Origin of the sequence: Stappia sp. MMSF_3263, assembly GCF_030733745.1 — a bacterium.
In the GTDB taxonomy this organism is placed as follows: Bacteria; Pseudomonadota; Alphaproteobacteria; order Rhizobiales; family Stappiaceae; genus Stappia.
The window spans coordinates 39,677-51,505 of the sequence record NZ_JASHIK010000012.1; the positions used below are offsets into that span (position 1 = coordinate 39,677).

10 protein-coding genes are annotated in these 11,829 nt (G+C 66.7%); 5 read left to right on the forward strand and 5 right to left on the reverse strand.

Going from position 1 to position 11,829, the window contains the following annotated elements:
* Positions 1-14: 14 nt before the first annotated feature.
* Genes RBB46_RS14110 through RBB46_RS14120 form a run of 3 tightly spaced genes read left to right on the forward strand, consistent with a single transcriptional unit; the run spans position 15 to position 2,840 of the window.
* The gene (locus RBB46_RS14110) at positions 15-1,040 is read left to right on the forward strand and encodes an ABC transporter permease (RefSeq protein ID WP_306029646.1); all 1,026 of its coding nucleotides are present in this window, start codon (positions 15-17) and stop codon (positions 1,038-1,040) included.
* Complete coding sequence (locus RBB46_RS14115) at positions 1,037-2,197, forward strand: ABC transporter permease (protein WP_306029647.1); 1,161 nt, start codon at positions 1,037-1,039, stop codon at positions 2,195-2,197. Before RBB46_RS14110 ends, RBB46_RS14115 begins: the two co-directional genes overlap by 4 nt.
* Before the next feature lie 52 nt (positions 2,198-2,249).
* Entirely contained in the window at positions 2,250-2,840 is a 591-nt protein-coding gene (locus RBB46_RS14120) for a trans-aconitate 2-methyltransferase (RefSeq protein ID WP_306029648.1), read from the forward strand.
* A gap of 4 nt (positions 2,841-2,844) precedes the next feature.
* Here the strand turns inward: RBB46_RS14120 and RBB46_RS14125 are convergent, their stop codons facing one another.
* The 5 genes from RBB46_RS14125 to RBB46_RS14145 are packed head-to-tail and all read right to left on the reverse strand — an operon-like array spanning position 2,845 to position 8,412.
* Positions 2,845-3,645 (reverse strand): polysaccharide deacetylase family protein, encoded by an 801-nt coding sequence (locus RBB46_RS14125; protein WP_306029649.1) that lies wholly within the window; start codon positions 3,643-3,645, stop codon positions 2,845-2,847.
* Complete coding sequence (locus tag RBB46_RS14130; RefSeq protein ID WP_306029651.1) at positions 3,642-4,796, reverse strand: glycosyltransferase family protein; 1,155 nt, start codon at positions 4,794-4,796, stop codon at positions 3,642-3,644. Before RBB46_RS14130 ends, RBB46_RS14125 begins: the two co-directional genes overlap by 4 nt.
* A complete protein-coding gene (locus RBB46_RS14135) occupies positions 4,793-5,917 on the reverse strand; it encodes a glycosyltransferase family 4 protein (protein WP_306029652.1) in 1,125 nt (374 codons plus the stop codon). The genes RBB46_RS14130 and RBB46_RS14135 overlap by 4 nt, the downstream gene beginning before the upstream one ends.
* A 16-nt stretch (positions 5,918-5,933) precedes the next feature.
* Complete coding sequence (locus tag RBB46_RS14140; protein WP_306029653.1) at positions 5,934-7,154, reverse strand: glycosyltransferase family 4 protein; 1,221 nt, start codon at positions 7,152-7,154, stop codon at positions 5,934-5,936.
* 34 nt (positions 7,155-7,188) lie between these two features.
* Positions 7,189-8,412 carry a glycosyltransferase family protein gene (locus RBB46_RS14145; RefSeq protein WP_306029654.1) on the reverse strand — a complete coding sequence of 408 codons (1,224 nt, stop codon included), beginning with the start codon at positions 8,410-8,412 and terminating at the stop codon, positions 7,189-7,191.
* Positions 8,413-8,671: 259 nt separating this feature from the next.
* On the opposite strand from RBB46_RS14145, the gene RBB46_RS14150 reads away from it, so the two are divergent.
* The gene (locus RBB46_RS14150; RefSeq protein WP_306029655.1) at positions 8,672-11,269 is read left to right on the forward strand and encodes an ATP-binding cassette domain-containing protein; all 2,598 of its coding nucleotides are present in this window, start codon (positions 8,672-8,674) and stop codon (positions 11,267-11,269) included.
* A gap of 85 nt (positions 11,270-11,354) precedes the next feature.
* On the forward strand, positions 11,355-11,813 hold the full coding sequence (locus RBB46_RS14155; protein WP_306029656.1) for a cyclic nucleotide-binding domain-containing protein: 459 nt from the start codon (positions 11,355-11,357) through the stop codon (positions 11,811-11,813).
* Positions 11,814-11,829 lie beyond the last annotated feature (16 nt).

Below are 11,829 nucleotides of genomic sequence, written 5' to 3' on the forward strand. Positions count from 1 at the left end.
TGGGGGACCGCTTGATGCTCTACTACATTGCGCGCCGGGTGCTGACGATGATCCCGACGCTGTTCGTGATCAGCCTGCTTATCTTCGTCATCATCGAACTGCCGGCCGGCGACTACATCTCCAACCAGATCGCCGCGCTGCGCGCCGCCGGCGAGAGTGCGTCCATCGCCAAGCTGGAGTTCCTGCGCGCCGAGTTCGCGCTCGACCGCCCCTTCCTGGAGCGTTACCTGATCTGGATCGGCCTGTGGCCCGGCGTTCACGGGCTGGACGGATTGCTGCAGGGCAACTGGGGCTGGTCGTTCGAATACGAGAAGCCGGTCTCCGAGGTGGTCGGCCCGACCCTTCCGCTGACCATCGTGCTCAACACGGCGACCATCCTCTTCGTCTATATCGTCTCCTTCCCGATCGGCATCTATTCGGCCACGAGGCAATATTCCTGGGGCGACTACGGCTTCACCTTCATCGGTTATATCGGGCTCGCGACGCCGAACTTCCTGCTCGGCCTGATCATGCTCTATTTCGCCAATCTCTGGTTTGGCCTGTCGGTTGGCGGGCTGATGGCGCCGGAATATATCGGCCAGCCCTGGAGCGTGGCGAAGGCGCTGTCGATCCTGGCGCACCTGATCGTGCCCACCGTCGTCATCGGTACGGCGGGCACCGCGGCGATGATCCGGCGGTTGCGGGCCAATCTGCTCGATGAGCTGCACAAGCAATATGTGACGACGGCGCGGGCCAAGGGCCTGCGCGAGGCGCGCCTGCTGGTCAAGTATCCGCTGCGCATGGCGCTCAACCCGTTCATCGCCGATATCGGCAACCTGATCCCCTCGCTCGTCTCCGGCTCGGTCATCGTTTCGGTGGTGCTCAACCTGCCCACCGTCGGGCCAGTTCTGCTCAACGCCCTGCAGTCGCAGGACCAGTTCCTCGCCGGCTTCATCCTCCTCTTCGTCGCGATCCTGACGCTGATCGGCATGCTGGTCTCCGACCTGTTGCTGGCGGTGCTCGACCCGCGCATTCGCCTCGGCGGAAAGGCCGTGTCATGAGCATGCGCGAGGAAACCGCTCACTACGTCAATCCGGAAGCCTTCAACCCGGCCCAGGCGGAAACGCTGTCGCCGGAGCAGGAGCGCTACTACCAGGCCTCCCAGTGGCAGATCATGTGGTGGAAGTTCCGCCGCCACCGGGTCGCCGTGTGGTCCGGCGTCATTCTCATCCTGTTCTATCTCTGCGTGCCGTTCGCCGAGCTGATCGCGCCCTATTCGCCCAACGAACGCTCCAACGACCACCTCTACGCCCCGCCGCAGACGCTGCGCCTGTTCCATGAGGGCTCCTTCGTCGGGCCGTTCGTCTACGGTTCGAAGGCCAGCATCGACCTGGAGACGGTTCGCTGGGTCTATGCCGAGGACCGGCAGGACGTGCAGCCGCTGCGCTTCTTCTGTTCGGGCTCGAAATACCGGTTCTGGGGGCTGTTCGACGCGCGCTTCCATCTCGTCTGCCCGGCCGAGGGCGGCACGCTCTATCTGCTTGGAACGGACCGGCTGGGGCGCGACGTTCTCTCCGGACTGATCTACGGCGCGCGCCTGTCGCTGACCGTGGGCCTCGTCGGCGTGACCATCTCCATCGTGCTCGGCCTTTTTTTCGGCGGGATCGCGGGCTTCTTCGGCGGGTTCATCGACAGCGCCATCCAGCGGGTGATCGAGATCCTTCGTTCGCTGCCCGAACTGCCTCTGTGGATGGCGCTTTCGGCCGCCCTTCCGGTTACCTGGTCGCCGGTGTGGATCTATCTCGGCATCACCGTCATCCTCGGCCTGCTCGATTGGCCCGGGCTGGCCCGTGCGGTGCGCTCCAAGCTGATGGCGCTGCGCGAGGAGGAATATGCCAAGGCGGCGCTGCTGATGGGCGCAAGCCCCTCGCGGGTGATCCGCAAGCATCTTCTGCCCGGCTTCACCAGCCACATCATCGCCTCGGCCTCGCTGTCCATCCCGGCGATGATCCTTGGCGAGACGGCGCTCTCCTATCTCAATCTCGGCCTGCGCCGGCCGGCCGTTTCCTGGGGCGTTTTGCTCAACGAGGCGCAGGATATCTCCGTCGTCGTCGTTTATCCTTGGCTGATGGCACCGGTCGTCCCCATTATCGTCGTTGTTCTGGCCTTCAACTTCCTGGGAGACGGTTTGCGTGACGCTGCCGACCCGTATAAGTGATGGCGCACTGCAGCACGAGCTGCGGCGACTGAAGCCCAACAGGAAGACGAGCATGTCCAAGAACGCATCGACCGCCGACGGATGGGACGAGGAATACCGGCGCGGGCGCTGGTCGTTCCTGCGCGACCTGCCCGAGAGCGGACGGTATGGCATCATCGGCATGTGGCTGGCGCTGAACGGCTCGCTGGACAATGTGCTCGACATCGGCTGCGGCGAAGGATTGCTCTACGAGCGCCTGCAGCCGATGGGCATCCAGCGCTATGTGGGCGTCGATCTCGCCCCGGCCGCGCTCGGCATTGCCGATGTCGATCCGCAAATCGCATCGCTGCGCGCCGGCGACCTGCACACATTCGCACCCGAGAAGGGCGAGACCTTCTCCGCCATCGTCTTCAACGAGGTGCTGCATTTCTCCGACGATCCGGCCGCAGCGGTCGCCCGCTACGTGCCCTTCCTGGCGCCTGGCGGCGTCATCGCCGTGTCGATGTATTCGCCCAAGCGGCTTGAGTCCGGCGCCAACCGGCTGATCGCGCGGTTGTGGGAAGCAACCGACGGTCCCGACTGGGACGTGCTCGACGACTACCGCCTGACTTCCGACAAGAAGAACGTCACCTGGCGGCTGCGGTTGTTGAAGCCCGCGGCCTGACGGCTCAACCCGCCTGTACCGGCCGGGATGGCGGCAGCAGATCGGCGATCCGCGCGAAGCGGGCGCCGGGATGCGCGGCGAGAAGCCCGAAGGTCCTGTCCAGGAAATCGAACGAGGCCTCGTCCTGCGCCAGGTGATGCGAGAGGATGCCGAGCGGTTCGTCCGGGTTGTTACGCCGCCGTGCCAGATGGAAATCGAAGCGCAGGCGTGCCGACTGCCAGCCGATGAAACGCCGCTCCTTCTTCCACTTGATCATGTCGATATGGGTCTGCACGTGGGGGAGCGCGCGCGGATGGAACTGGGTGAAGGTCGAAAGCCCGACAAGGCCGGCCTCGCCGAGCCGCGACGAGATGCGCGGCGCGATGCGGTTCCAGGGCGGCACCATGACAGGCACGAAACGCGTCCCGAAAAGCCCCGCCAGCCGCTCGCGCCCGTTTGCGACCAAGGCCAGCGCTTCGTCCGGGTCGCGCCGCCGGCCTAGCTCCGCCGCCTTCTCGCCGCGCGCCTTGTCCTGGAAGTTGCGGTGCTCGTAGCCGTGCTGCAGGACGCAGGCGAAGCGCTCGCCGGCGAGCCTGTCCGCCAACGCCGGCGTCGCGTCCTTCGGGATGACGGCAAGCGCCACCTCGACCCCGTGCGCATTGGCGATGGCAAGCAACCGCTCGAGTGCCGGACTCGGCTCCACGGCGTCGTCGTCGCGCCACCAGACGGGAACGAAAAGACCGCGTTCGGCGAACCAGTCGAGATGGCGGGTCAGGTCGTCGCGCCAGGTGCTGAATTCGGCGTGGGTGTCGGCGGTGCTGCTCATCCGCGCGCCTCCAGCGCTTCGGCGAGGAGCCCGGCTGCCCGCTCCGCACCGCCGAACCTCACCTCGATCTGCCGGCGCGGCAGGGCGAGCGCCTCGTCGGCCGCCGCCGCCAGTCCTTCCGGCGTCAGCGTTTTCTCCGGGATCGAGACGGCGCGGCCGTGGCGGGCGAGCGCGTCGGCGCGCTGCTGCTGTTCCGTTTCCTTTATCTGGGCGAAGGGAACCAGGACGGACGGCACCCCGGCGCGCAGGATGTCGAGCACCGTGTTGTAGCCGGCCTGGCTGACGGAAAGCCGGGCACGCGACAGGAGCGCGGTGAAATCGCGCCGGGCGCGCTCGACGACGACGCCGTCGCCTGCCTCGGCCGCGAGCCGGTTGAAGGTTTCCTGGTCGATGTCGTGGCCGGCGAGCAGTCGCCAGGTGCAGTCGCCGGCACGCCGCGACAGGGCACGCGCCGGGATCGCGGCGGCCAGGAGATCCGCCCCGACGGCGCCGCCGCCGCAGGAGACGATCACCTCGTCCTGGCCGTCGCGGCCTTCGGACGCGGCAACGCTGGCGCCGGTCTCGGCAAAGCCCGTGTAGCGCAGCAGGTGGGCGATGCGGTCCGCGAAGGGGAAGCTGTCCTCCAGTTTCACGAATTCCGGATCGGAATGGACGAGGACGATGTCATAGGCGGCCAACGCCCGGGTCGCCATCTCCTCCTCCTTCCAGGTCTCCTGCTTGCGCACCAGGATGTCGCGGATCGAGGCGGCAACGAGAGGCGGGCGAGGGCGTGCCCGCGCCGCCGCGACAAGCGGCTCCATCTCGAAGGCGAACGGCCGGCGGCCGAAGGGCCAGGTCTCCGTCAGAAGCAGGTCGAAATCGCGCGCCGCGAAGGCCTTGAGCGTCGCCTCGCGCCGCGATGTCTTCCAGGCGTCGTCGATCTCCGTTCCTTGCGGTGTGAGGAAGGTCTTGAAGCGGGCATCAAGCGCCCTGACGGGCGGCAGTTCGACAATGTTCAGGCCCTGCGTATCGAGCAGAGGCGGCAGCGTGTTGCCGGTGGCGAGCGTCACCTCGGTCCCGCGCGCGGCGAGCGCCCGGCCGATCGCGGCGGCGCGAAACACATGGCCGGTGCCGAGCAGGTGCTGGACATGGATGAAGGCGGATCGGGTCATTGCGGCGAAGCGGTAGCGCGGGCCGCGAAGTTGCGCAAGGCATGCGAGAGAAAGGCGTCGAGCCGCCTCGCGCCGGCCGCCAGCCCGTGACGGGAGAGGACATGGGCGCGCGCGGCGGCACCCATGCGGGCCGAAAGGCCGGGTGTGTCCAGCAGGCGGGCAAGGGCCGCGGCGAAGGCTTCGACATCGCCTTCGGGCGCAAGTAACCCGCTCACCCCCTCGGCGACGACATCGGGAACGCCGAACGTGTCGCCGCCGACAATCGCAAGTCCCGCCGCCTGCGCCTCCAGGAAGACGAAGCCGAAGGCCTCGCGGATCGCCGGCCAGACGAGAATGTCATGGGCAGCGTAGAGCGCCGGCATTTCCTCCGGTGTCAGCGCACCGGTGAAGCGGGCGCCGTGGCGGGCAAACAGTGCCTCGACCTCGGCCCGGCCAGGTCCGTCACCGGCAATGGTCAGGACGAAGGGGCGGCCGTCCAGTTTGCCGAGCGCCTCGGCAAGCAGCCGGTAGGAGGCCATCTTGGCGCCCTCTCGCATCATTCCGGCGGCCAGCAGCCGGGGAGACGCGTCGGCATGCGGCGGGATGCGCGGTGCGTCGATGAAGGGCCGTTCGTCGAGGAAGGGCGCAAGCACGGTCAGCCGCGCATCCGGCACGACCTCGGCGAGGCATTCCCGGTCGGCCCGGTGCAGGGCGGCGACCATGTCGGCGCGGTGAAGGGCGGCATCGGCGGCGGCGAAACCATGCTCCCACGCGCCAGCCTGCCGCTTCGGCGCGCGGCTCGCCTCGATCACCGCATAGGGCAGGGCGAGGCGGTCGGCAAGCGCCGGTCCGATCCAGTCCGGTGCCTTGTGATAGAGGTGATAGGTGAGGAAGAGGTCCGGCCGGTAGCCTTCCGCCTCCCATTGGCGGGCGACAGCCTCGGCCTCCCGGAGGGCTTCGCGTTCGACGGCGCGCTGCGCGTCGATACCGCCTTCCGCCCGCCAGGCACGGAACCGGCTTGCGACCCGCACCTCGTGGCCGGCCTGCTCAAGTCCCCTGACGATCAGGCGTCCCATGGTCCGGTCGCCGGAGGGGACCGGGTCGTCGAGCGGTTTCATCGGCGCGGTGAAGGCGATGCGCATGGGCCGAACCTTCCCGTCAAAGCACCTTGGCGAAGCGCTGTGCCAGAAGATCGATGCCGGGGTCGGCGGAAAACCGCGCCCGCACATCCAGGCTTGCGGCAGCGCCAAGACGCGCCCGCCGTGCCGGGTCGCCAATCAGCGCGGCCAACGCCCTGGCCAGCGCGTGCGGATCGCCGGGCGGCACCAGCACGCCGGTCTCCCCGTCCCGGACCAGCTCGGGGATCGCCGAGACATTGGTGGCCAGGCAGCAAAGGCCCATGGCCTGCGCCTCCATCAGCACGTTGGGCAGGCCGTCGCGGTCGCCGGATTTCGCCACCTTGGAGGCGAGCACGAAGAGGTCGGCGCGCGCAGCGGCCGCGATCACGTCCCCGCGCGGTTTCGCCCCGTGCCAGGTGATGCGGCCGGAAAGGCCGAGGCCTTCGGCCAGGTCCTTCAGCCGGCTGCCCTGTTCGCCGCCGCCGATATGCTCGAAATGCCAGTCGAGCCCTTCCGGCAGGCGGGCAAGCGCGGCCAGGAGATCGTCATAGCCCTTCTTCTCCACCGCCCTGCCGACGGAGAGGAGCCGAACCTGCCCATTGGCGCCGCCGTCACCCTGTCCGTGTGCCTTGCGCTGCGGGAAGGGGGAGAAGTCGAGGCCGTGATAGACGAGTTCGATCTTCGTTGGATCGGCTGCCAGCGACTTCAGGTGCTCGGCATTGACGCGGGTGCAGGTGACACCCCAGGTGGCGTCGTCGAGCTTGGTGCGCAGGTCCCAGTCCGGGCTCGTCCAGATGTCCTTGGCATGGGCCGAGAAGGACCACTTGCGCCCGGACAGATGGGCGGCGTAGCGCGCCACCGAGCAGGGCGTGTGCAGGTAGTGGGTATGGATCCAGGTGACGTCTTGGGGAAGTTCATGCGCCAGCACGCAGGCCTGTCCCCAGCGCCGTTGCCGGTTGGCATTGTGTTCGCGGGCGAAATCGGCCTCGTACAATGCGCGCGCGGCAGCGAAAGTCGGTTGTTTTTCGGCCCATCGCCGGGCCTGGGCGACGCGCGCCGGATCATCCTTGATGTATTCGGGCAGGTAGAGCACGTCGGCGGAAATCTGCCGGTGCACCTCGTGGATGAACGGATCGTAGGGACGGCGCAGCGCGACGATCAGCTGGGCGATGCCGCGCCGCTCCAGCCCCAGCATCTCCTGCGCGATGAAGGTCTCGGAAAGGCGCGGATAGCCTTTGACGACGACGGCGATGCGAGACATTCACGGATACCGGTTGAACGAGGAAGGACGTGCCTCAGACGGCGCTGGCGGCGGTCAGTGGACGGGAAACCGCTGGGCGGTCGGCAAGGATGCGCTCGACCCTGTCGCCGATCACGTCGAGGCCGCCGAGCAGGTTGTCGATGCCGGCGGTGGAGGGGGGCTCCAGCCAGGGCAGTTCGGCCAGCGCGTCGATCATCTTGTCGACATCGGGATAATCATCGATCGGCAGGACCTTGAGAAGACCGATGGTTTCCGCCCGCTCCGCGCGGATCGACTGCTCGCGTCGCGGCACGACGCGCGGCACCAGCAGCGTCGGCTTGTCGAAGGACAGGATCTCGCAGAAGGTGTTGTAGCCGCCCATGCCGACGATCGCCTTGGCTCCGGCCATGTAGGGCTCGATGGTCGGCAGGAAGCGCAATATGTGAACATCGCGCAGATGCTCGGCGCGGGCCTGGAAGTCCGCCGTTGCCTGGGCCGGCATGAACGGGCCGAGCACGATCAGGGCCGGGAACAGGGGCTGGGCCCGCGACTCGTAGGCCCGCATCACCCAGTCGACCATCTCCACGCCGTCGCCGCCGCCGCCCGGCGTCACCAGGATATAGGGCTCGTCGTCGAAGGGCAGGGGCTCGGTGATGCGCGCGTCTTCCGGAACGTCGCGGCGCAGATAGCCCGTGTTCACGGACTTCGCATGCACCGAGGCCGGCAGCCCCATGCCTTCCAGCGGATCATGCAGGTCCGGAGGACCGTAGACCCAGATCTCGTCGTAAAGGGCATCCAGCGCCGGGTCGACATTCTTGCGGGTCCACTCCTCGCGCAGCACCGCCGGATCGTCCATCACGTCGCGCAGGCCGAGGATGAGCCGCGTGTTGCCCCGTTGCTTGAGCATCTCCAGCGTGCCCAGGATTTCGCCGCGAAGGCCGAGCGGCTCCTTGTCGACGATCAGGATGTCCGGGTCGAACACCTTGGCCGTGTGCTCGATGATCGAGGAGCGGATCGCCAGGATGTGCTCGATATTGAGCGACAGCGACAATGGCGTGTACTCGCCGTTGCGAAGCTTGATCACGCCGGGAATGCGCACGAAGTCGACGCGCGAGCGGAATTCGAAGCTGCCGATGATCGGCGAGCCCGACAGGATCAGCACCGACATGTCGGAGAATCGGCGGGTCAGCGCGTGCGCAATCGTGCGGCACCTGCGCAGGTGGCCGAGGCCAAAGGAATCGTGGCTGTAGATCAGCACTTTCGGGGAGCTATTGATCATGCCTACCCATTCGGTCAGCGTACCCGCCCTGACGCACGACCACGCATCCCCAGTAATTACCATTCTCTAGCCGCCGTGCCGGCCGGGCGCAAGAGGCGGGTGGGTCGCACATGCGCATGTGGATCCTCGGGGGAGAGATGATATCGGCCTTCAAGCGGATGTGCGTTCCGGCTGGCGGTTTGCCGTCTCTGCGCTATGATGCCGCGAACCTAGACGCCGGATGGTGAAACAGGCCCGCGACCTCATAACGCGACCGACGATGGAAAAAAGCCTTTTCAGTTTCATCTGGCGCTACAGCGCAAGACAGCAACTCGTGATCCTCTTGATCACGGTGATTGCCTATCCGGTGACCTATGCGCTGCTGGAATTGCCCAAGCTGATCGTCAATGACGCGATCCAGGGCGAGAACTTTCCGCGCGAGGTCGCCTCGGTCGAATTCGACCAGATCTCCTATCTTGTGCTGCTGTGCCTGACCTTCCTCGGCCTCGTCGTAGCCTCGAACGGCATCAAGCTGGCGCTGAATGTCTACAAGGGCCGGCTTGGCGAGCGCATGCTGCGGCGCCTGCGCTTCGAGCTCTTCCAGCGGGTGCTGCGGTTCCGCCTGCCGCATTTCAAGAAGGTGAGTTCCGGCGAGATCATTCCGATGATTACCTCGGAAGTGGAGGATGTCGGCGGTTTCATCGGCGAGGCGGTGGCCCTTCCGGCCTATCAGGGCGGCATGCTGGTCGTGCAGATCGGCTTCATCTTCATGCAGGACCCGCTGCTGGGGCTTGCCGCGATCTCCTCCTATCCGATGCAGGCCTACATCATCCCGAAGCTGCAGCGGAAGGTGGTGGTGCTGTCGCGCAAGCGCGTGCGCAATGTCCGCGTCATCGCCGACAAGATCGGCGAGAGCATCGGCGGGGTTGCCGAGATCCACGCCAATGACGCCTCCGCGTGGCATTCCGCGGATCTCTCCGAGCGGCTTTACACCAATTACAAGATCCGCTTCAAGATCTTCAACTGGAAGTATTTCATAAAGTTTCTCAACAACTTCATGAACCAGTTGACGCCCTTCCTGTTCTACCTGATCGGCGGCTGGCTGGTCATCGAGGGGAATCTGTCGCTCGGCGCGCTGCTGGCGGTGATCGCCGCCTACAAGGACCTTGCCGGCCCCTGGAAGGAACTGCTCGCCTACTACCAGATGGTCGCCGACGTCGACGTCAAGTACCAGACCGTGGTCGAGAATTTCGATCCGGCCGACATCTATCCCGTGGCGCGCCTGACCGACGACGGCGACGGCGATCCGCTTGCCGGCGATCTTGTCATGCGCAATGCGAGTTTCTCCGGCGGCGCCGCGGGGCAGGAGGTCTTCGAGGTGTCCCTGAAGGTGGAGGAGGGCACGCATGTGGCGGTGATCGGGGTCGACGGCTCCGGTCGCTCCGAGGTGTTGCAACTGGCCGCCGGTCTTATCGGTGCGACCAGCGGCCGTGTCGAGATCGGCGGGCGCAATCTCGACACGCTGAGCGAGGCGGTGCTTGGACGCCAGATCGCCTATGTCGGTTCGTCCGTGCATGTGTGGACCGGCACCGTGCGCGACAACGTGCTCTACGGCCTGCGCCATCGCCCCTTGCGCGCCCCCGAGCGGGAGGGCGAGGCGAAGAACGAGCACGCCCGACGGCTCGCCGAGGCCCGCGCCACACAGAACCCCGACTACGACATCGAGGCGGAATGGGAGGACCTGGACGCGGCCGGCTGCGAGGGCGCGGACGGTCTCGACGCCCGTGCGCTGGAGCTGATCGAGGCGATGGGACTTGCCGCCGACGTTTTCCGCATGGGGCTGCAATCGCCGATCGATCCCGGCCGGCATCCGGAATTCGCCGAGCGCGTGCTTGCCGTGCGCCGGGCCCTTGCCGACCGGGTGGAAGGGGACGGCCGACTGGCGGCGATGGTCGAGCTGTGGCACATCGACCGTTTCAACAATTCCGCCAGCGTCGCGGAAAACCTGCTGTTCGCGGCCCCTTCAGACCCGGCCGTCGGCATCGACACGCTGGCCGGAGATGCCGACGTTCTGGCGGCGCTGAAGGAGACCAGGCTCTACGACAGGCTGGTCGGGATCGGCCAGAAGATCGCCGCGACGATGGTCGAGCTGTTTGCCAATGTCAGCGGCGATTCGGGGCTGCTTGGCGACTATTCCTTCATTACCCAGGACGAGTTGCCGGAGTTCGAGCGGATCACGCGTCTCGCCCGCTCCGAGGCCGGCAAGGGCAGCCTGACACCGGCCGACCGGGAGCGGCTCATCGGACTTGCGTTCAAGCTGATCCCCGCCCGTCACCGCCTCGGCGTGCTCGACGACGAGATGCGCGGCGAGATCGTTGCCGCGCGGTCGGTTTTCCACAAGCACCTGGCCGGCGCGCAGCAGCGTTTCGTCGTCTTCGACCGGGAGCGCTTCGTGGCGCCGATGAGCATCGAGGACAACCTGTTGTTCGGCCGTCCGCGCGTCGACCGCCGCGACGCGCGCGAGCAGATCGACCGCCTGATCCGCGCTCTTGTCGACGAAATGGACCTGCGCCGCCCGATCGTGCGCGCCGGGCTCGATTTCCATGTCGGGGTTGCCGGCTCGCGCCTGTCCGCCGGCCAGCGCCGCCGGGTTGCCCTGGTGCGCGCGCTGATGAAGCGTGCGCCGGTCACCGTTCTCGACGAGACGGCGGCCGGCACCAGCGATGACGACAAGGCCTTGCGCGCCGCGGTTCGCGGCGAGCTGGAAGGCCGCATGCTGTTGTTCGGGGCATCGAATTTGATCGTGGCGAAGGAATTCGACCATAGTATCGTGATGGAGCAGGGACGCCTGGCGGCGGACGGGGAGAGCGAGCAATGACCCGGACGATGGCACCGGACACCCTGCAGTCGAACGAGGAACCGCACGCGCCCCTACCGGCCGCACGCTTCCCGAAGGAGGACATGTGACCCTTGACGCGGAAGTCGATGCATTGCGGCGCGTGCCGCTGTTTCGCGGCATCGACGCAACGAAGCTGAGGCTCCTGGCCTTCATTTCCGACCGAAGTCATTTCGCGCCGGAGGAACACCTTTGCAACCAGGGGGACGAGGGCGATTCCGCCTTCATCATCCTGGGCGGGGAGGCGGAAGTCCGGGTGCGCACCGGCGACAGTGAACGCACTGTCGCACGTGTCGGGGAGCATTCGATTGTTGGCGAGATCGCGATCCTGTGCGACGTTCCACGCACGGCCACTGTGGTGGCGGCGACGGAGATGGACGTCCTGACGATCTCCAAGGATGGTTTCCTGAGCCTTCTGAAGGAGTTTCCGGACATGTCGCTTGAGGTCATGCGCACGCTCGCGCAGCGCCTGGATCGCACCACGCAGGCCCTTGTGGCCCTGCAGTCATCCGACGGATCGGCATGAACGGGATGGCGGATCG